18 protein-coding genes are annotated in these 21,783 nt (G+C 39.0%); 9 read left to right on the top strand and 9 right to left on the bottom strand.

Annotated elements, in window-relative coordinates:
* Nucleotide 1: 1 nt before the first annotated feature.
* The 5 genes from arsC to CJ263_RS00255 all read right to left on the bottom strand — a co-directional run bounded on the left by arsC (nt 2) and on the right by CJ263_RS00255 (nt 4,845).
* Nucleotides 2–346 carry an arsenate reductase (glutaredoxin) gene (arsC, locus tag CJ263_RS00275; RefSeq protein WP_094995425.1) on the bottom strand — a complete coding sequence of 115 codons (345 nt, stop codon included), beginning with the start codon at nt 344–346 and terminating at the stop codon, nt 2–4.
* Nucleotides 347–364: 18 nt separating this feature from the next.
* A protein-coding gene (gene prfB / locus CJ263_RS00270) for a peptide chain release factor 2 (RefSeq protein ID WP_158657219.1) occupies nt 365–1,463 on the bottom strand; the annotation gives its coding sequence in 2 pieces (ribosomal slippage) (nt 365–1,399 and nt 1,401–1,463; 1,098 coding nt in all).
* A gap of 65 nt (nt 1,464–1,528) precedes the next feature.
* Entirely contained in the window at nt 1,529–2,395 is an 867-nt protein-coding gene (locus CJ263_RS00265) for a transglutaminase-like domain-containing protein (protein WP_094995423.1), read from the bottom strand.
* A 31-nt stretch (nt 2,396–2,426) separates the two neighbouring features.
* A complete protein-coding gene (locus tag CJ263_RS00260; RefSeq protein WP_094995422.1) occupies nt 2,427–3,374 on the bottom strand; it encodes an alpha-E domain-containing protein in 948 nt (315 codons plus the stop codon).
* Nucleotides 3,375–3,378: 4 nt separating this feature from the next.
* On the bottom strand, nt 3,379–4,845 hold the full coding sequence (locus CJ263_RS00255) for a circularly permuted type 2 ATP-grasp protein (protein ID WP_094995421.1): 1,467 nt from the start codon (nt 4,843–4,845) through the stop codon (nt 3,379–3,381).
* Between the two features lie 199 nt (nt 4,846–5,044).
* Between CJ263_RS00255 and CJ263_RS00250 the strand changes: the two genes are divergently transcribed.
* Both CJ263_RS00250 and CJ263_RS00245 read left to right on the top strand, forming a co-directional pair.
* Nucleotides 5,045–7,444 carry a zinc-dependent metalloprotease gene (locus tag CJ263_RS00250; RefSeq protein WP_094995420.1) on the top strand — a complete coding sequence of 800 codons (2,400 nt, stop codon included), beginning with the start codon at nt 5,045–5,047 and terminating at the stop codon, nt 7,442–7,444.
* A gap of 17 nt (nt 7,445–7,461) precedes the next feature.
* On the top strand, nt 7,462–8,484 hold the full coding sequence (locus CJ263_RS00245; RefSeq protein ID WP_094999035.1) for a threonine aldolase family protein: 1,023 nt from the start codon (nt 7,462–7,464) through the stop codon (nt 8,482–8,484).
* 16 nt (nt 8,485–8,500) lie between these two features.
* On the opposite strand, the gene CJ263_RS00240 is transcribed toward CJ263_RS00245, so the two are convergent.
* Nucleotides 8,501–8,803: a YegP family protein gene (locus CJ263_RS00240; RefSeq protein WP_094995419.1), complete on the bottom strand. Its 303-nt coding sequence runs from the start codon at nt 8,801–8,803 to the stop codon at nt 8,501–8,503.
* A gap of 61 nt (nt 8,804–8,864) precedes the next feature.
* Entirely contained in the window at nt 8,865–9,191 is a 327-nt protein-coding gene (locus tag CJ263_RS00235) for a YbaB/EbfC family nucleoid-associated protein (RefSeq protein WP_094995418.1), read from the bottom strand.
* A 146-nt stretch (nt 9,192–9,337) separates the two neighbouring features.
* On the opposite strand from CJ263_RS00235, the gene CJ263_RS00230 reads away from it, so the two are divergent.
* From CJ263_RS00230 to CJ263_RS00220, 3 genes are all read left to right on the top strand, one after another.
* Nucleotides 9,338–11,398 (top strand): S9 family peptidase, encoded by a 2,061-nt coding sequence (locus CJ263_RS00230; protein ID WP_094995417.1) that lies wholly within the window; start codon nt 9,338–9,340, stop codon nt 11,396–11,398.
* Nucleotides 11,399–11,473: 75 nt separating this feature from the next.
* Nucleotides 11,474–12,514: a PLP-dependent cysteine synthase family protein gene (locus CJ263_RS00225; RefSeq protein WP_094995416.1), complete on the top strand. Its 1,041-nt coding sequence runs from the start codon at nt 11,474–11,476 to the stop codon at nt 12,512–12,514.
* Nucleotides 12,515–12,631: 117 nt separating this feature from the next.
* Nucleotides 12,632–13,891, top strand: coding sequence for an aminotransferase class I/II-fold pyridoxal phosphate-dependent enzyme (locus tag CJ263_RS00220; RefSeq protein WP_094995415.1), 1,260 nt, complete (start codon nt 12,632–12,634; stop codon nt 13,889–13,891).
* Nucleotides 13,892–13,946: 55 nt separating this feature from the next.
* Here CJ263_RS00220 and CJ263_RS00215 read toward each other — a convergent pair whose 3' ends face one another.
* Nucleotides 13,947–15,065, bottom strand: coding sequence for a GTP cyclohydrolase (locus CJ263_RS00215; RefSeq protein WP_094995414.1), 1,119 nt, complete (start codon nt 15,063–15,065; stop codon nt 13,947–13,949).
* Nucleotides 15,066–15,152: 87 nt separating this feature from the next.
* Nucleotides 15,153–16,238, bottom strand: a complete 1,086-nt coding sequence (locus tag CJ263_RS00210) for a transporter (protein WP_094995413.1) — start codon at nt 16,236–16,238, stop codon at nt 15,153–15,155.
* Nucleotides 16,239–16,324: 86 nt separating this feature from the next.
* Here CJ263_RS00210 and CJ263_RS00205 point away from each other — a divergent pair, with 86 nt between their 5' ends.
* From CJ263_RS00205 to CJ263_RS00190, 4 genes are read left to right on the top strand one after another with little or no spacing between them, the layout of a single operon-like run.
* A complete protein-coding gene (locus CJ263_RS00205) occupies nt 16,325–16,588 on the top strand; it encodes a DUF4834 family protein (protein ID WP_094995412.1) in 264 nt (87 codons plus the stop codon).
* A gap of 28 nt (nt 16,589–16,616) precedes the next feature.
* Nucleotides 16,617–19,049, top strand: coding sequence for a YfhO family protein (locus tag CJ263_RS00200; protein WP_094995411.1), 2,433 nt, complete (start codon nt 16,617–16,619; stop codon nt 19,047–19,049).
* The gene (locus tag CJ263_RS00195; RefSeq protein WP_317044111.1) at nt 19,022–20,320 is read left to right on the top strand and encodes a glycosyltransferase; all 1,299 of its coding nucleotides are present in this window, start codon (nt 19,022–19,024) and stop codon (nt 20,318–20,320) included. The genes CJ263_RS00200 and CJ263_RS00195 overlap by 28 nt, the downstream gene beginning before the upstream one ends.
* Nucleotides 20,320–21,777, top strand: a complete 1,458-nt coding sequence (locus CJ263_RS00190) for a lipopolysaccharide biosynthesis protein (RefSeq protein WP_094995409.1) — start codon at nt 20,320–20,322, stop codon at nt 21,775–21,777. Before CJ263_RS00195 ends, CJ263_RS00190 begins: the two co-directional genes overlap by 1 nt.
* Nucleotides 21,778–21,783: the final 6 nt, after the last annotated feature.

The following is a 21,783-nucleotide window of genomic DNA, read 5'->3' as shown; positions in this document are numbered from 1 at the left end:
TTTAGGATATGAGTTGCTCAATGTTTTCTGGAGGTCTACCAATAACGGCTTCGTTATCTTTTATAACTATCGGTCTTTCAATTAGTTTTGGATGAAGCAGCATGGCATTGATAATTTCTTCTTCCGAAAGTTCTTTGTTTTTATATTCCTCTTTCCAGATGGACTCGTTTTTTCTTACCAGTTTTTCCGCTGGAATGTTTAAATACTTAAGTATTTGACGAAGTTCTTCTATTGTTGGAACATCCTCTAGATATTTCCGTACTTCAAACTCCTTGCCAGAATTTTCCAAAATTTGGAGGCCTTCCCTTGATTTTCTACATCTAGGATTGTGGTATATGGTAATCATTTTTGGTTTATTTGCTGATTATTCTTCTTCTTTTTGTCCCATCATCATTAAATAGGCTTTTAGAAAAGCATCTATTTCTCCGTCCATTACGGCATCTACATTACCTGTTTCTTCGGCAGTCCTTACATCTTTGACCAACTTGTATGGATGCATCACATAATTTCTAATCTGTGAGCCCCATTCAATTTTCATTTTAGAGGATTCAATTTCTTGTCGGGCTTCCATTTTTTTACGCAGCTCTATTTCATAAAGTTGTGATTTCAACATCTTCATAGCGGTTGCCCTATTGTCATGCTGACTTCTGGAATCTGAACAAGAAATTTGAATGCCAGTAGGATGGTGGACCAGCTGTACCTTGGTTTCCACCTTATTTACATTCTGTCCCCCCGCACCACTGGATCTTGCCGTGGTAATGGTAATGTCAGCAGGGTTTACCTCTACCTCAATACTATCGTCTACCAAAGGATAGACATAAACGGAGACAAAGGAGGTATGCCTTTTGGCATTACTATCAAAAGGAGAAATGCGCACCAATCTATGAACGCCATTTTCACCCTTCAACCATCCGAATGCATATTCTCCGTCAATTTCCAAGGTAACCGTTTTTATTCCCGCCACATCACCTTCCTGAAAGTTGAGTTCCTTAACCTTGTACTTGTTTTTCTCCGCCCACATCATGTACATTCTCATGAGCATTGCGGCCCAGTCACAACTTTCCGTACCTCCGGCACCCGCTGTAATCTGAAGCACGGCAGGGAGTTCATCGCCCTCTTCGGATAGCATATTCTTGAACTCCATTTTTTCCAAAGCGTTAACGGCCTTGTCATATTGGCTTTCAACCTCCTCTTCGGACACTTCCCCTTCTTGAAGAAACTCGATCAGTACTTCTAGATCGTTTACCATCGTTTTGGCCTCGTTGAAATCATCCACCCATTGTTTTTTGGATTGGATAAATTTCATATGTGCCTGTGCCTCTTGGGGATTGTCCCAAAAGTCTGGAGCCAAGGTTTTCTCCTGTTCGTTTTCTATTTCAATAAGTTTGGCATCAATGTCAAAGATACCTCCTTAACGCACCAAGGCGATCAATAAGACCTTTGTAATGGTCTGTAGTTACTATCATATTTGATAATTTTTGGTAAAAGTAATATTCTTTTTTTCCAAAATGGAATAAGTCTAAATGGATTATTGTTGTATCTGTTGTTGATTACTCTTTACTACAACGGAATGGCCGGTTTTGTGATTTCCATGGGAGTACACCACTCCTTTTAAGGGAGAACAATCATTATAATCTTTGCCATGACTTACTTTTATGTGATTGGCGTTTGCCAGTATATTGTTGGTGGGATCAAAGCCTAGCCATCCGTAGTTAGGGAGATAGGCTTCCGTCCAAGCATGCATTTGGGAATCTCCCAGGTACCCGTTTTCATGATTGAGATAACCGGAAACATATCTTGCAGGGATACCATTTTTTCTGCAAACGGAGCAAAACAGATGCGCAAAATCCTGGCAAACTCCAGATTTTTGGGACAAAACTTTGTCGAGGGTTGTAGTAATGTCGGTGACTCCCGCATTATACTTTAAGAATCCATGTATCCAATTATTTAAAAGTTTAAGGTTTTCAAGTAACGAAGTATTGGTATTAAATTGAAATAATGGAGTTTCCAATTTTGGTAAAAGAGTCAAACGGGTAGATTTTAGAAATCTTTCAAAATTTATTTTAAACTCCAGAGTGTTGATTTCTTCAATGGATTTTTTTATTTCGGTTTTAGAAAATTCTTTTATCTCTTCACTTTCTAACTTTAAAACCTTAAATGTCGCTTCAAAGGATATTTCCTTAAACCTTTTTTTGGGATGGACCTTTATACTGTTAAAGCCGAAACCATTTATAGAGTATTGATTTATGGCATGTATGGAATTTGAGAAATCCTTTTCCACCAGTTCCTGGGTACTGTTCTCCAAGGGGAGTATTAAAAACTGCCAATAGGCATCGTCTACCCATTCTTCATAAACATTCTCTGACCTATAGGTAACCGTATATTCTTTTGACATCTTGGAAGCAAAAGTATGCTATTTGGTCATACTAATAGTTAAAAAACTCTTCGTCTACCTTATTGCTTATTTCATCGAGACTTCCAAGGATATTCCCGATGAAGGATTTGATGTCCTGCTCAATTTCCTCTATATATTTAAATTCATATTCTGCTCGTACCCGGCCAATAAGAAAAGCAGTGGATTCCTTATTATATCTTCTTTCCGGATTCAGGATTTTCACATGTTTGTAGAATTGATTCAGGGCGTTCATCACAGATCTAGGACAGTTGGGGTTGAGAATCAAAAATTCCAAGGTAGAAATACTGGTAGGGGTTTTTTTGTAATATCTTCTCATCATGTCATATGATTCGGCACATTTTAAGAGTGTGGTCCACTCAAAACTTTTTGTAAATGCGTCCTCATAGCTGCCTTGGGCCATAAGGGCATCTTTGTATTTGGAATTGATGATCCTGGTGATTTGAGTGGCCCTTTCTATGTTTACACCCATCATAATTATGGCATAAACGGAATCATGTAATAAGGTACCACGTATCTTTCCCCGGAGTATTGCACTCATCTCCGTAACATTGGTAGTAAAATCATGAAGTCCACTTTTTACAAAAATTTCTTTGGGATAGTTGAGTACAAAATGATAAAATTTATTGATGGATTCGTACAATTCGGTTGAAATCAAGTCTCTTGCACTGTTCGCGTTCTCCCTGGCATATCTAACATTGTTCAATATGGAAGAGGGGAATTCTGGATCCACACCTATTTTGTAAAGAACCTCCTCTTCCTTTAAAAAATCATCTGTGTTTTTTGTTGTTTCCCCAACCATAAAGAGCATGGACTTAAGTACAAATTGTCTGTCCTGTGAAATGTGGTTGGGTGCATCCAGAGAGGAAAAATAGTTGACGTTCATATAACGCGCAATATGTTCGGAACGTTCAATATAACGTCCCATCCAAAAAAGATTGTTGGCTACTCTTGCTAGCATGTATTTATTGTTTTTTTAAGACCCAAGTGTCTTTAGATCCACCTCCTTGGGAGGAATTTACTATTAAATTTCCTTTTCTAAGGGCCACCCTGGTAAGACCACCTTTAAGAACAAATTCTTTGTCTTTACCCAAAATGGTGAAGGTTCTAAGGTCTACATGGCGTTGTTCAAAAGACTCGGTATCGTCTATGTAAGTAGGATGAACGGATAGTGACATTATAGGTTGGGCAACATATTTCCTGGGATTTTCCTTGACCTGTTTTCTTACCTCTTCAATTTCTTTCTCTGATAGTCTATTACCTATGGAAATTCCGTATCCCCCGGCTTCGTCAACGGGTTTAATGACCAGCTCTGGAATGTTTTCCAATACATACTCCAGTTCATCTGGTCTACTGCAATGGTATGTATGTACGTTGTTTAAAATGGGTTCTTCGTTAAGATAATACTTTATTATTTCAGGCATATACGTATACACGGCCTTATCATCGGCTACCCCGGTTCCCGGTGCATTCGCCAAGGTAACGTTTCCTTTTTTGTAGGCTGAGAAAAGGCCTGGAACGCCCAACGCCGAATCGGGTCTAAATTCCAGAGGGTCTAAAAAGGCATCATCGATTCTGCGATAAATCACATCAACTTTTTCGGGACCCTTAATGGTTTTCATGTAAACAAAATCGTTCTCCACAAAGAGATCCCTGCCTTCAACCAACTCGACCCCCATAGTTTTGGCCAAGTAGGAATGTTCATAAAAGGCGGAATTATACATGCCGGGGGTGATTACCACGCAATTGGGAATATCCACTCCTTTTGGTTTAACAGATTCCAGTTGCTCCAAAAGATTTTCGGCGTAGTCGGTTACCGTATGGGTTTGGTAATGGTTAAAGACCCCAAAGAGGGCTCTTTTTAAAGCTGTTCTATTACATATTACATAACTCACACCGGATGGGCACCTTATATTGTCCTCCAAAACATAGTATTTGCCGTCTTTGTGCTTTATAATATCCGTCCCGGAAATATGATTATATATACCTCCAGAAGGATTTACCCCGTTCATCTGATCCAAATAATTCGCAGATGAAGTGATTAGCTCTAGAGGAACTATATTGTCCTTAAGTATTTTTTTGTCATGGTAAATATCCCATAGGAATAGGTTTAGGGCTTTAGCTCTTTGAATAGAGCCTTTTTCAATAATTTCCCATTCCTCCGTGTCTATAATTCGTGGAAAGAGGTCAAAAGGAAAAATCTTTTCCTGAACATTGTCTTCCCCATAGACCTGAAAGGTAATTCCCTGGTTGAAAAAGGATGCCTTCGCCTTTGAGTTTAGATTGATGTAGTCTTGGATGGAATGACCTCCATATATGTCAAAAAGCTTTTGATATACATCCTTTATGTTTCCTTCCTTATCATATATTTCATCGTACAAATCCGGGTTTCTTTGGTAGGATGAAAAAATTTGATTCTCAATCTTGGACATATGAATTTGTTTTCTTAAAAGGTAGAAAAAATTAAAGAGAATCTCAGTGTTATTTTAACATTAATGAGATGTCATTATTGGATTTTCAATAAAAATTAAGAGCCTATTTTGTCTAAAATATGATTCGCAATTAATGGGATGGGTAGTTGAGTTATTAATCGTAAATTATATATTTTTAACTCCAAACTAATTTTAGAAAATGAAAAATATATTCCAGTATTGGTTATTACTAACCACATTTTGTCTTTCTCAAGTTTACGGGCAGTTTTCCGAGAAAAAAAAGGACTACCAAAAGTTCGAAGGACTATTCGATTATTATTACGATTCCAAAACGGATAAAATCTATTTGGAAGTCCCTGAACTGGAAAAGGAATTTCTCTACGTCTCTTCATTGAGCAGTGGTATTGGCAGCAATGATATTGGTTTGGATAGGGGGCAGCTTGGAAATGAACAGGTGGTTTTCTTTAGAAAAGCAGGTAATAAGCTGATGTTGGTACAACCTAATTTAAAATTTAGGGCCTTGACTGAGAATACCTTGGAAAAAAAATCCGTAGAACAGGCTTTTGCAAAATCTATTTTATATGGATTTCCCATAGAGGAAGAGAAGAACGGAACCTATATAATAGATATTACCGGATTCCTGATGCAGGACACACACGGGGTTATAGAAAGGCTGCAAAGAATGGATCAAGGAAATTACAGCTTGGACAAGGATAAAAGTGCCATAGCCATGGACCGAACCAAGGCTTTTCCCAAGAACATTGAATTTGATGTGACCTTAACGTTCAAGGGTACTCCCAAAGGGGCTTATATACGTAGTGTTGCCCCAAATCCAGGATTGGTAACCGTGGCACAGCATCATTCTTTTGTGGAACTTCCCGATGACGGATTTGAAAAACGTGAATTTGATCCACGTTCAGGGGCATATCCATTTGCCTATTATGATTATGCAACCCCAGTGGAAGAATCTTTGGTAAAAAGATTTATACCACGCCATCGGTTGGAAAAGAAAAACCCCGAAGCTGAAGTTAGTGAAGCCGTAGAACCTATAATTTATTATTTGGACAATGGTACGCCAGAACCTATTAGAAGTGCTCTATTGGATGGTGGTAGATGGTGGAACCAGGCCTTCGAGGCCAGTGGTTATAAAAATGCCTTTCAAGTTAAAATGCTACCTGACGATGCTGACCCTTTGGATGTACGTTATAATGTAATACAATGGGTACATAGATCTACAAGGGGATGGAGCTATGGTTCTAGCGTAGCCGACCCTAGAACGGGAGAAATTATTAAAGGGCATGTGAGTTTGGGAAGTTTACGGATCCGCCAGGATTTCTTGATTGCTCAGGCGCTCATGAACAAACCTTTCGCTGATAGGGACGACAATTATCAGCCCATGTTGGATTTGGCCTTGGCCAGAATCCGTCAGTTGTCCGCCCATGAAATTGGCCATACCTTGGGATTTTCCCACAACTTTGCGGCCAGTACCAATAACAGGGCTTCCGTAATGGACTATCCGCATCCCCAGTTTTCCGTTAAGAATGGAGAAATCGATTTTTCCGATGCCTATGACACTGGAATAGGGGAGTGGGACAAGGTAATCGTTGCCTATGCCTATAGTGATTTTCCCGAAGGCACCAATGAAAGGGATGCTTTGAATGAAATATTGGAGAAGGCGACCTCGGAAGGTTTGCGCTATATATCCGATCAGGACGCAAGACCACAAGGTGGAGCCCATCACTATGGACATTTATGGGACAACGGCAATAATATAAGCGAGGAACTATTGGATATGCTAAAGGTAAGGGAGACGGCCATAAAAAACTTCTCCATAGATAACATTCGTACTAACGAAGCAAACTCCATTTTGGAGGATGTATTTGTTCCGCTCTATTTTTTCCATAGATATCAAACCGAAGCTGCCACCAAGATTATCGGTGGTTTGGACTATAATTACACGGTTAAAGGAGACGGACAACTTACTGTTGCCCCTATCGATAAGAAAACCCAGGAAAAAACCTTAACAGCAATTTTGAAGACATTGGATGCAGAGGAGATTATTATCCCCAAGGACAAGTTAACGTTGTTTCCACCTAGGGCCATAGGTTTTGGGCGAACAAGGGAATCCTTTAATGGTAAGACCGGCGTGTCCTTTGATGCACTCTCCGCCCCGGAAACGGCAGCCGATATGACCCTAGGCTTATTGTTACATCCGGAAAGGGCTTCAAGGTTGATCCAACAAAAGGCATTGGATCCAAATAATTTAGGATTGGAAGAGGTCTTGGAGGATGTGGTAGCAAACACCTTTGGAAAGAGCCATAAGGATGCCTATATAAACGAAGCACAACAGAACGTCAATTTTAGGGTGCTTTTTCACCTGATGAATTTAGCAGCGAGCGATGAAGTGCATCCACAGGTGAATGCAGTGGCCAATATGCAGCTTAAAAAATTGAATGGAATGGGAATGGGTAATGAAGCGATAAAAGCGGAAATAAAACGTAGAATCGATGAATTTTACGAGCATCCTGAAACGTTCAAAGTAGTTCCTTCCCCAAAACTTCCAGATGGTTCACCTATTGGAATGGACTGTTTTCATTAATGGGTTCAAAGACAAGTATGAAAATAAACCTGATAAGCGATACGGTCACCAAGCCGACTGCAGGAATGCTCAATGCCATGATGACGGCGGAGGTAGGTGATGATGTGTTTAAAAACGACCCTTCCGTAAACGCTTTGGAAGAAAAAGTGGCTAAGATGTTCGGTATGGAAGCAGCACTTTTTTTCCCTAGCGGCACAATGACTAACCAAACGGCAATCAAACTGCATACACAGCCAGGGGAACAGTTAATATGCGATAAATACGCCCATGTCTTTAATTACGAAGGTGGAGGGGTTAGCTTTAATAGCGGTGTTTCTTGTCGCTTACTGGATGGTCAGAGAGGAATGGTTACGTCTAAGCAGGTAGAGGACGCCATAAATCCTCCCGACTTTTATCATAGTCCCTTAACCTCTCTGGTGTGCATTGAAAATACGACCAATAAAGGCGGTGGTGCCTGTTGGGATATTGAGGAATTAAAAAAAATAAAGGCAGTTTGCGAAAAACACGGTCTTCATTATCATTTGGACGGAGCCCGATTATGGAACGCCTTAGTGGCTAAAAAAGAGGGTCCGAAACAATACGGGGCTCTTTTTGAAACTATTAGTGTTTGTTTGAGCAAAGGCTTGGGATGCCCCGTTGGCTCCGTGCTTTTGGGAAGCAAGGAAAATATTAATGATGCACTTCGGATTCGGAAAATTTTTGGAGGAGGTATGCGTCAATCCGGATTTTTGGCGGCTGCTGGCATTTATGCATTGGACAATCATATTACACGATTGGCGGAAGACCATAAAAAAGCCGCTGAAATTGGAACAGAATTGGCCTCTTTAAACTTCATAAAGAAAGTGGAGCCCATTGAGACCAATATCATCATTTTTGAAATTGATGAGGATTTTATGTCCAGTGAAAATTTTAATTCGAAATTGGCTGAAAAAGACATCCATATCATCAGTATGGGGCAGGGTAAACTACGAATGGTTACCCACATGGATTATACAGATGAAATGCACAATTATTTTTTGAAAACCTTGAAACGTCTATAAACCAATTGTAGAATCCTTATTTGACCAAAATTTCCTTTAGGTTTTTGATTCCGTTTTCCATACCGGGTTCGGAATTGTAAAGTCCGCTGCTTCCCACAATGGTACCTTTGTCATTTTTTAGATTGAAAAGAAATTGACCATCGAAATTCGTCTTACGTTCAAAACGCTTGGTAAGCACGCTTTCGTTTTTGAGGTCTTTGAGGGTCGCTTCCAAGGATGAATTGTCCGCAAAGGGAATACTTTCCAAAAGTACTCTTCCGGATGGGGACTTCACAACAAATTGAAAATTGCTGTCACCTTTCTTTTTAACCTCTATCATAAAATTTCTTTCTCTTAAAGATAAGAAATTTGCCCTAATGGATTTAATAAAGGTTTGAGGATTATTTGAATAGTGAATCCATCCCAGGAATATTCGGCATACCTTCCTTGGCTACAGCCGCTAGTTCGGTCTCATTGACACTAGTGGCCCTTTTAATAGCCTTGTTTAGGGTCAGAATAAGATAATCTTCCAATTGTTCCTTTTCCTGTAGCAATTCCTCTGAAATCTCTATTTTTTTAATTTCTCTATTGGCCGTAATGGTTACGGAAACCGAACCATCTGTAGACTTTTCGTCTATGAGAACGGTATCCATTCTTTTCTTGGTCTCTTCAACTTTTTTCTGGGTCTCCTTTAGTTTACCCATCATTCCCATCATATCTCCGAACATAGTCAATGTTTGATTTTAATATACCTTGTAAAAATAGTAAAATGTTTACAAACTCCATGCGCAGGAATTCCATGGGGTAATATCAGGATGCTCCTAATAATAAGTTCTATTTTTGCAGCTACCTTTCAAATTGAAAAGTACACCAAATGATAAAAAAGAAAGCACCCGTAACAAAGAAAGTGCCCAAGGAACTGATTGTTCATAATGATGTAAGAATTGACAATTATTATTGGCTTAATGATAGGGAAAATCCTGAGGTCATAGCTTATTTGAATAGTGAGAATGACTATTACAATGAAATGACATCGCATACAAAAGCCCTCCAGGAAGAATTGTTTAAGGAAATGAAGTCAAGGATTAAAGAGGATGATGAATCCGTTCCCTATACGCTTAACGGGTATTGGTACAAGACCAGGTACGAGGTTGGAAAAGAGTATCCGGTGTACAGCCGTTTTAGGGAATCTTTGGAATCCGAAGAGGAAATCATGTTTAATGGTAACGAAATGGCCGAAGGTCATGATTACTTCAGTATGGGCGGTATTGCTGTCAGTCCAGATAATTCATTGGCCATTTTTGGGGTAGATACGGTTTCCAGAAGAGAATATACATTGCGGGTAAAGAATTTGAAAACAGGTGAAATATATGCCGATACAATTTTGAATACCACTGGCGGGGGAGTTTGGGCCAACGACAATAAAACGTTTTACTATACCAAAAAGGATACTGTAACCTTACGCTCTGACAAAATTTACAAGCATATTCTAGGAACTCCAGAATCTGATGACGAACTGGTTTTTCATGAAAAGGACGACACTTTTAGCACCTTCGTATATAAGACTAAATCAAAAAAATATGTTGTAATAGGCTCCCACAGTACCTTAACTTCAGAATTTCAGATTCTATCCTTGGAAAGACCGGACGAGGGATTTAAAGTGTTTTCACCACGACAAAGGGGGGTAGAATATTCCATTTACCATTACAGGGATTCCTTTTACGTCTTAACCAATAAGGATGGAGCTACAAATTTTAAATTAATGAAGGTAGGGGAGCAAAACACCTATTTTGAACATTGGAAGGAATTTATTGGGCACAGGGAGGATGTATTGCTAGAGGATGTGGATATTTTTAAGGAATACTATGTGCTTTCTGAACGTGAAAATGGCCTTAACCAAATCAGGATTATTAGATGGGACGGTTCTGATGCCTATTACCTTCCATTTGAAAGTGAAACCTATACGGCCCATGTAGGCAATAATCGGGATTTCGATACGGAAATCCTTAGATACAGCTACAATTCCCTCACCACCCCCAGTTCTGTAATCGACTTCAATATGGCCACAAGGGAGGAGACCGTTATGAAAGAGCAAGAAGTGCTAGGTGGAAATTTTAACAAGGAGAACTACATTGAAAAACGACTATGGGCTCCGGCCAGGGACGGTTCTAAGATTCCTATTTCTTTAGTACATCATAAAGATACTGCCCTTAACGAGAATACACCATTGTTGCAGTATGCCTATGGGTCTTACGGATATACCATAGATCCTTATTTTTCCACAGTGAGATTGAGTTTGTTGGATCGGGGTTTTGTCTATGCCATTGCCCATATTCGTGGAGGCGAATATTTAGGTAGAAAATGGTATGAGGAAGGAAAGCTTCTTAAAAAAATGAACACGTTTACAGATTTTGTTGACTGTTCCAAGTATTTAATAGCACAGAAAATAAGTAGTTCAAAACACCTATATGCCATGGGAGGCTCCGCAGGCGGACTCTTAATGGGTGTGGTAATAAATTTGGAACCGCTACTCTATAACGGGGTAATTGCCTCGGTTCCTTTTGTCGATGTCGTTACCACTATGCTAGATGATTCCATACCATTGACTACAGGGGAATACGACGAATGGGGAAATCCCAATGAATTGGAATATTATAATTATATGAAATCCTATTCTCCTTATGACAATGTAAAAGCACAGGATTATCCCAATTTGTTGGTAACAACCGGTCTACATGACTCCCAGGTACAATATTTTGAACCGGCCAAATGGGTGTCCAAGCTTAGGGAGTTGAAAAAAAATGATACTTTTTTATTTTTTGACATTAATATGGAAGCAGGACATGGCGGTGCTTCAGGTAGGTTTGAGGCATTGCGTGAGGCAGCAAAGGAATACGCATTTTTGTTAGATTTGGAAGGAAAAATAGTACTGTAGAAAAAAAATAGTAATTTTGTAGCAAATTTTAACAAATCCTTGATTTGCTAAAAATAAATAAAACTTATCCCCCTTATGGAAAATAAGATAAAGGCTTACAACAATATCTTAGAATTAATTGGGAAAACACCGCTGGTAAAACTTAATCGAATTACCGAAAATCTAACAGGTGACTTTTATGCCAAAGTCGAGGCGTTTAATCCAGGACACTCATCCAAAGATCGTATTGCAATCCATATCATAGAGGAGGCCGAAAGAAAAGGTCTTTTAAAGGAAGGAAGCACCATTATTGAGACTACCTCTGGTAATACAGGATTTAGTATAGCCATGGTAAGTATCATTAAAGGATACAAGTGTATTTTAGCGGTCAGTTCAAAATCTTCTGCAGATAAAATAGACATGCTTCGTTCAATGGGTGCAGAAGTCTATGTTTGTCCGGCACATGTAAGCGCAGATGATCCCAGGTCCTACTATCAGGTAGCAAAACGTTTGCACGATGAAACAAAAAATTCCATCTATATCAATCAATATTTTAATGAATTGAATATGGAGGCCCATTACCGGTCTACCGGTCCTGAAATATGGGAACAAACATCTGGACAAATTACACATCTTGTGGCCTGCAGCGGCACTGGAGGAACAATATCTGGAACGGCCCGTTTTTTAAAGGAACAAAATCCTAATATTAAGGTGATAGGTGTTGATGCATACGGTTCTGTACTCAAGAAATATCATGAAACGGGTACATTGGATACCAATGAAATTTATCCTTACAGAATTGAGGGATTGGGTAAAAATTTAATTCCCACGGCAACCGATTTTGAAATTATAGACGAATTTATAAAGGTTTCGGATGCGGAAAGTGCGCATACAGCGAGGGAGATTTCCAAAACCGAAGGTATGTTCGTTGGTTATACCAGCGGGGCGGCAATGCAAGCTTTGAAACAGTTGGATGCTATGGAGGTATTTGATAAGGACAGCAAAGTTGTGGTCATATTTCCAGATCATGGATCAAGATATATGAGTAAAATATATAGCGATCAATGGATGGAAGACCAAGGATTTTTTGAGGCAAATCAAGTCGAGGAAAAACAGGAGATACAATATATTAAATGATAATAAACTATATCATTTTAGAAAAAGCGGGCCCAAAGCCCGCTTTTTCCATTAATAAAATATTTATGAATGCTGTCCAAAAATTTTTACTTTTGCAGGCAGAACCAAATTTAGGCAATGAGAGACTTATTTGAAAGAATCATAGAGAACAAGGGTCCTTTGGGAAAATGGGCGTCACAGGCAGAGGGATATTTTGTGTTTCCAAAATTGGAAGGACCTATTTCCAATAGAATGAAATTTCAGGGAAAGGATGTAATTACTTGGAGTATTAATGATTACTTAGGTCTTGCGAACTTGCCGGAAATTAAAAAAGTTGATGGGGAAGCCGCAGCGGAACACGGAGCCGCTTATCCTATGGGTGCTCGAATGATGAGTGGACATACGGATTTTCATGAACAATTGGAAAAGGAGTTGGCCGCATTCGCGCAAAAAGAAGCTTCCTACCTATTGAATTTTGGCTATCAAGGATTCATGTCGGTTATCGATGCATTGGTCACCAAGGATGACATCATCGTGTATGATGTGGATTGCCATGCATGTATTATTGATGGTGTTAGATTGCATATGGGTAAAAGGTTCACTTTTACGCACAATAATGTAGAAAGCCTTGAAAAGAATTTGGAACGGGCCACCAAAATGGCAGATCAGACTGGAGGAGGTATTTTAGTTATTTCTGAAGGTGTGTTCGGTATGCGGGGGGAACAAGGTATTTTGAAAGAGATAGTGGCCCTAAAGAAGAAATACAATTTTAGACTGCTTGTTGATGATGCCCATGGTTTTGGAACGTTGGGTAAAACGGGTGCCGGTGCCGGTGAGGAGCAAGGTGTACAAGAAGATATCGATGTTTATTTGGCCACCTTCGCAAAATCAATGGCAGGTATTGGAGCCTTTGTTGCGGCGGATCAAGAAATTATAGATTATTTAAAATATAATCTACGCTCCCAAATGTTTGCAAAATCCCTTCCTATGGTATATGTTAAGGGGGCTTTGAAACGTTTGGATATGTTACGGACCATGCCTGAATTAAAGGCCAAGCTATGGGAAAACGTCAATGCATTACAGAACGGGTTAAAGGAAAGAGGTTTTGATATTGGGACCACTACAAGTTGTGTAACCCCAGTTTATCTCAATGGAAGCATTCCAGAGGCCATGGCCTTGGTTAAGGATTTGCGAGAGAATTATGGTATTTTCTGTTCTATTGTGGTGTACCCTGTAATCCCAAAAGGACTTATACTTTTGAGATTGATACCTACCGCCACACATACAATGGAGGACATTGCAGAAACTTTGGATGCTTTTTCAGCAATCAGGGATAGGCTTAAAAATGGTACGTATAAACGACTTTCCGCAGCGGTGGCAGCAGCCATGGGAGAGTAACATTAATAAAAATTAATTAGTTAAAAAGCCCTTACTTTAAAAGTAAGGGCTTTTTTTAAAGACTTTTTCTAAAGGTTCTTCTCCTTTTGTAAATAACCGGATCAAAATGTTTCCACATTTGTTTGATGGCAATATTCTCTTCCAATTCTGGCGTTCTGTAACACATTTCAATACCTTTTTCTTTAAAGGTTTTATAGTACTCGTTGAATATTACCGCTGTAACTCCTTTATTTTGGTAATCTGGATGAATTCCAATAAGATAGAAAGTTACGTCTTTGCTGTTTTTCTTTGCTCTTAGTAAATGAAAAATACCAAAAGGGAGCAATTTACCATTCGCCTTTTGTAAAGCCTTGGAGTAGGAGGGCATAACTATAGCAAAGGCAATTAATTTTTCATTTTTGTCCCTAATGAATTTTATATACTCCGGATTAATAAAACTGATGTACTTTTTCTTGAAATACGCTTTTTGTTTTTCCGTAATGGGCACAAACGACGAAAGTTTGGAATAGGTTTCATTGAAAAGATCGAACATTTCATCGGCATAGGGCATTACCTCCTTGCTAGTGCTAAAGTTCATTTCAGTTAAACCATATCTTTTTTTGACGAGATCATTCAATTTTGTGAAGAGGGCAGGGTCAGCATTACTGGCAGGAAATTTATTTTCCATGTATTCCTTTTCCTTTACAAACCCAAGATTTTTGTAATGGCTTTCATAGTAAGGATAATTGTACCAAGTTATCATGGAGCCTATATGATCAAAGCCTTCCACAAGCACCCCCACCTTATCCAGGTTGGAAAACCCTACTGGCCCTTCCATATATTCCAGACCATTGCGAGAACCTATTTCTGCTACCTTATCAAGAAGAAGTTTGGATACCTCCGTGTTATCAATAAAATCAAACCAACCAAACCTCATTTTTTTCACTTTCTGGTGGTTTACCTCTAAATTATTAATTATCGCGGCTATCCTACCTACTATTTTATCACCATCGTAAGCAAGAAAATACCAAGCTTCTGCATCTTTGAATATGGGGTTTTTATCCTTGTTAAACGTGTCCAGTTCATCTTTGATAATGGGCGGAACCCAATATGGCGAATCCTTGTAAAGTGAAAAGGGAAAGGTTACAAACTTTCTCAAATCTTCTTTGCTTGAAACCTCTTTGATTGTTATCATTGATGAATATTAGAAGCATCAATATTAGGAATATTAATCAATACCTGAAAGAAAGGTCAAGTTAAATTGGTGTAGTATCGGGATTGATTAAAAATCTATTTCGCTATCGTCCCTGTTGTTTTTCTTTTGGGCCTTTTTGAGTTTTCTCAATTGTTTTTTGGACGGACCTAAATCAATATCTTCAGCGCCATTTCCCCTTGACTTTTTATTTTTCCGTTTTTCCTTTTTCATGGAGTTTTTCTTGATAGGTCCCCCGGAACCTATAGGGTTCTGGTCGTCTATTGGGATTAGCTTGTCCTTATGAAAATCGAACCGGTAGGATCCTCCAGCACTAACAAACACTCGGGAAGGTGTATTTTTGAAGCTTGCCCCAAGTCCAAGGTCTACCTGAACGCGTTCATTGATCAAATAGGCGACTCCTCCTCGTAACAATAAATCGGAATATCTATCGCTCTGTATACCTTGGTGCTCCATGAATGCGCTCCATTTAGGGTTTCTAAAGGCATGGGAAAAAGATATTAAATAACTCAACTCAGGGTCATCCGTACCAATTCTATCGTAGGCCGTATTGGTAATCATGACCATTCTTGGGGTCAATCTACTTTGAGTTGCAATCATGGCTCTTGGTGAAATGGTAGGTTCTCCAGGATAGTAGGGATTGTCTCCTAATACAAAATTGGCGCCGGCGTAAATAGATATGGCCGGAAGCAGATTTTTAAATTGAAATTTGTGGTTGGCACGCCAGCTATAAAGATTTGGTTTATTCCGTTCCGGATTTTTATATGGGTCATATACCAAGAACTTTAATCCGAGCCTATTTCTGGAGAAATCCCTTCTTTTCGCTTTTAGGTCGAAGTTATTATAGATAATATCTTGATCTTGGAAGGTGCCTTCATAGTTTAGTTCCAATTGCTCAAAAAGTAGCCCATAACGAAGAGAAAAATTTGTTCCCCAAAGATCGGATTGTGTATTAAGCAGCGTATGGTCGCTTTGCTCATAAAATAGGCCCATTTCTGCCTGTACCACGTTTTTGCCCACTGCATAGGCGCTAACGGAAAGTCCCGGTCTATTGGAATTAATGACATCCGTATATTGTGCAACGGCACTAAAGTGAACGATAGACCCAACTAAAATTTGAAATAGGATTCTTTTGGTACTAAAGGGTTTGCCCATGGAAACGACTTTATAATTATTTTAATACTTTGAATCTAGTAATACAACGTGATAATTGTATTTTTGATATATAACAATCTAAATAAATGGCATTTTTAAAGGCAATATTGGTAATTCTTTTGGTGTATTATTTGCTAAAGATTCTGGTAAGAATGTTCGCACCCCAAATATTGAATTACGCAGCCAAGAAAACAGAGTCCCATATCAGAAAGACTTTTGAGGGTTTTAATCAGGAATCCGATAAGCGGGATGAACAGGTAGGTGATGTTATTATCAATAAAAAATCGACCGCAAAGAAGAGCAAATCCGAAAAAGTTGGGGAATATATAGATTTTGAAGAACTAGACTAGCTATCTTTGTCTAACCAACCACCGGAACATGAAGAAAGGTCTAAAATTCTTTTTCACCCATTTTTTTGTAACCGTATTCTTTATAATCGTCGCTCTGGCATACTTTCACCCGGTACTTCAGGGAAAAGTAATTTTTCAGAATGATATAGCCCAATATACGGGCATGGCCAAGGAACAGAATGATTTCAGAAAAAAAACTGAAACGGAACCTTACTGGACCAATAGTGCTTTTGGTGGAATGCCTACGTATCAGTTAGGTGCAAATTATCCTCACAATTACATTAAGGATTTGGATAGGCTTATTCGGTTTTTACCCAGACCCGCAGATTATTTATTTCTTTATTTTATCGGTTTTTATATTCTTCTCTGTTGTCTAAAAGTAGATTACAGATTGGCTATAGTAGGAGCACTTGCCTTTGGTTTTTCAACTTACCTGATTATAATAATTGGAGCAGGACATAACGCCAAGGCACATGCACTTGGGTATTTGCCCATTCTATTGGCGGGTATCGTACTTGTATTTAGAAAAAAGTATCTGTACGGATTTTTGGTCGCCGCTTTGGGAATGGCCCTGGAAATAGTGGCCAACCACTACCAGATGACCTATTACTTTATGTTGTTGGTGTTGGTTTTGGGCATAGTCTATTTGGTGGATGCCATTAAAAGGAAGGAATTAAGGCATTATTTTATTTCTGTTGGTATTTTAATTTGTGCCGTGGTTTTGGGAATATGCGCAAATGCTACCAGCTTATTGGCTACGAAGGAATATGCAGATTGGAGTACAAGGGGCAAAAGCGAGCTCACCATTAATCCAGATGGTTCGCCAAAAGAAAGTACCGGAGGACTCAGTAAGGAATATATTACCCAGTGGAGCTATGGGGTTGCAGAATCCCTAAATCTTTTCGTACCCAGATTGTTCGGCGGGGCTAGCCAAGAAAATCTTGGGGAGGATTCTAAATCTTTTAAATATTTAATAGATAAGGGGTTGCCAAGGTCCAGCGCTTTGGATTTTGTTAGTGGACTTCCGTTATATTGGGGGCAGCAGCCGGGTACTTCTGGTCCTGCCTATATTGGGGCTATCCTATTTTTTCTATTTGTACTCGGTTTATTTTTGGTGAAGGGCAAACACAAATGGTGGTTGTTATTCGGAGTTTTGTTATCACTCATTTTATCATGGGGGAAAAATTTCAGTGGCCCCACCAATTTTATGATTGATTATTTTCCCTTGTACGACAAATTCAGGGCTGTTTCTTCCATACAGATAATTTTGGAGCTCTGCGTCCCTATTCTAGCCATTTTGGCCTTGAAAAAGGTCTTTTCGGGCAAAGTTAGCCAAGACGATAAATTGAAATCCTTAAAGTACGCAGGAGGCGTAATGCTCGGTTTGGGAATTGTGCTGTTTTTGTCAAAAGGGATGTTCGATTTTGTAGGTCCAACGGATAACAGGTTACGAATGACCGGACTTGAGGAGTTGCCGGAGATGCTAAAATTGGACCGCAAGGCAGTATATACCAATGACCTTTTACGCTCTTTAATTTATGTGATACTAACACTTGGATTGCTTTGGTTTTACCTAAAAGGAAAACTCAAGGAAAATTTAGTGGTCTTGGGTATTGGGCTACTGGTGGTTTTTGATTTGGTCGGTGTGAATCTTAGGTATGTGAATGCCGATAATTTCGTTGCCAAAAGAAGGATGTTGGAGCCGTTTCAGGCATCGGCCGCGGACAAACAAATTATGGAAGATGAAGGTGTTTACCGGGTTTTTGACCAAACTGATGGTTTTGACTCTGCAAAGACGGCTTACTTTCATAATAGCATAACGGGATACCATGCCGCCAAGCCCGCAGGCATGCAAGATCTTTTTGAGTTCCATATTTACAAGGGTAATCTTTCCGTTTTCAATATGCTTAATGTAAAGTATGTCATTAGGCAAGATCAGGAAGGAAACATTTTTCCAATTCAAAATCCCAATGCAAATGGTAATGCTTGGTTTGTTTCACAATTAAAAAGTGTAAACTCAGCGGATGAGGAAATCATAGCGTTGGATAGCCTTGATACCAAGACTACTGCGGTATTCAATGCAAGCAAAGTAGAGAATGTAAATAGGTTGGATTATCAGGTAGATTCCACGGCTACGATTACACTAACGGACTATGAGCCCAATCACCTTACCTATAGGTCCAACAATCCTAATGCTGGGATTGCCGTATTTAGTGAAATGTATTACCCCAATGGCTGGAACGCCTATATAGATGGGAAACCAACGGACCATTTTAAGGTAGATTATGTACTAAGGGCCATGCGAATTCCTGAGGGTAATCATACCGTAGAATTTAAATTTGAACCCCAAGTAGTTGCAAAAGGAAGTCAGATTACTTTGGCAAGTACTATTCTGCTTGGTTTAGTGCTACTAGGTGGTATAGGATACTCTTTTTGGAAACGAAGAAAGGAGGAATCCTAATGAAAAAAGTTCTGGTCATTACGTATTACTGGCCGCCCGCTGGTGGCCCTGGAGTACAACGGTGGCTAAAATTTGTAAAGTATTTACCTGATTTTGATGTTGCCCCTATAGTTTATATTCCCGAGAATCCACATTATCCTTTAATCGATGATTCATTGATGGATGAGATTCCCAAGGATATTAAATGTTATAAACAACCTATTTTTGAACCTTATGGGCTTTCTTCCCTTTTGTCTGGCAAGAAGACCAAACGAATAAGTTCAGGGGTGATAACTCCAAAAAACCAATCCGTATTGGAACGACTAATGCTCTGGGTAAGGGGAAACCTCTTTATACCGGATGCGCGTAAATTTTGGGTAAGACCATCGGTTCGTTTCCTTGGCCGTGTACTTAAGGAGCATGACATAGGGACTATAATCACCACCGGACCGCCACATAGTCTGCATTTAATCGGCTTAAAACTAAAGGAACAACATCATCTTCAATGGATTGCGGATTTTAGGGATCCCTGGACCTCGATAGGGTATCACAAAAAATTAAAGTTATCTTCCAACGCCCAAAAAAAACACAAGGATTTGGAGTATCGGGTTTTAAATAGTGCCGATAAAATTGTGGTCACTAGTAAGACGACTAAACAGGAGTTTGAACAAATTACTACCAAGCCGATCAAAGTAATCACCAATGGATACGCTTTACCTGAAAGTACATCAGCTGAATTGGATAAAAAGTTTACCATTTCCCATATAGGTTCCATGCTTGCGGATAGAAATCCGATTAATTTGTGGAAGGTACTAGGGGAATTAGTGCGTGATAATCCTGATTTTAAGTCCTCTTTAGAATTAAATTTTGTGGGAGTCCTTGGGGAAAACATTCTTAATTCGATACAAGAATATGGACTTGAAAAACATGTAAATGTCATCGGATATTTACCTCATGATCAAGCCGTGGAATATCAGTTAAAATCCCAAATATTACTTTTGGTGGAAATTGACTCCGAAGAGACTCTTGGAATCATTCCGGGAAAGTATTTTGAGTATCTGTGGGCCAATAGGCCTATTTTGGGAATTGGCCCATCTGGATGGGAAGTTGCTGAGATGATTACGGAAACGAAATCGGGTAAGGTCTTTGATTATACGGCAAATTCCGAACTTAAAAATGTAATTTTAAATTGGTTTGAATCCTATGAGGACCAATCTTTGACCATATCGTCCCAACATATTGAAAAATATAGTAGAAAGGAACTTACCAGGCAATTAGCAGAATACATTTAATGGGAATCGTACTTAAACAATCTTTGAATAATACCATAGTCACCTATTTTGGTTTTGCTATTGGAGCCGTTAATTATTTGTTTTTGTTTACAAATTTTATGGAACCTGAAAGCTTTGGTCTTATTCAGGTAATCACTTCCGTTTCCGGCATTCTAATGCCCATTTTAGCCTTTGGAGTACCTAATAGTCTTGTAAAGTTTTACAGTGGTTTTACAAAGCAAGAGGAGCAGGATAAGTTTCTGACCATGATGCTTTTTTTGCCGTTTATTTTTATAGTTCCATTGGCCGTATTGAGTTACTTCGCCAATGAGGCCATCGGAAATCTTTTGTCGAGGGAAAATCCGGTAGTTAGGGATTATGTTTGGCATATTTTTATTATAGGCATCGCCATGGCGTACTTTGAGGTATTTTATGCTTGGGCAAGGATTGGTATGAAGTCGGTATTCGGGAATTTTTTGAAAGAAATCTTCTGCAGGGTAGGGCAGACTGTGTTATTGATATTGTTATGGGTTAAGGTTATAGACGTTCCCTTTTTCATAAATGCGTTGGTGGGCTTTTATTTGTTAAGGACCATTCTAATGAAGATATATGCCTACCGGCTTCGATTTCCCAAATTCATTTTTGAACTACCGGTCAATTGGACTAAAATTCTAAAATATAGCGCACTGATTATTCTTGGTGGATCAACGGCCATAGTCCTTATGGAGGTGGACAAAGTAATGCTGAACAATTACTTACCCATTGAGAATGTGGCTTACTACGCCGTTGCCGGATTCATGGCTACCGTGATTGCGGTACCTGCACGGGCCATGCATCAAATTACATACCCAATGACCGCGGAATATATAAATACAGGTAATTTCAAATCCTTAAAGACCCTATATCAAAAAAGTTCCTTAACCTTGTTTATTATATCGGCTTTACTTTTGGTCCTAATTATTTTAAACCTGAAGGATTTATATCAACTACTTCCATCGAACTATAGCCAGGGTTTTACCATTGTTTTTTGGATTGGCTTGGCGAAGGTATATGATTCCCTTTTGGGAAATAATAACTCCATATTATACAATTCCAACTATTATCAATCGATTTTATTCTTTGGTGTACTATTGGCCTTAATGGCGATTTGTTTTAACGTATGGCTTATACCTGCTTACGGATTAAATGGTGCGGCCATAGCCAGTTTTTCGGCCTTTTTTATATACAATACCTTGAAGTTATATTATGTGAAGTCGAAATTTGGTATACAGCCTTTTACAAATGAGACTTTCAAGGTCCTGGTCTTGGTCATCATTCTTAGTGCATTATTCTATTTTGTTGAATTTCCCTTTCATCCTTTGCTCAATATTGCCTTAAAGAGCTTTCTGATAGGAGGTATTTATATATTTATTTTATATAAATTAAAGATATCCGAGGATATACAGTTGGTTCTTGCAAAATTTTTTGGAAAAAGGTAATAGCTA

It is taken from the genome of Maribacter cobaltidurans, from assembly GCF_002269385.1.
Lineage (GTDB): Bacteria > Bacteroidota > Bacteroidia > Flavobacteriales > Flavobacteriaceae > Maribacter > Maribacter cobaltidurans.
Note: the sequence above shows the minus strand (reverse complement) of the source record. Positions and strands in the feature narration are given on the sequence as shown.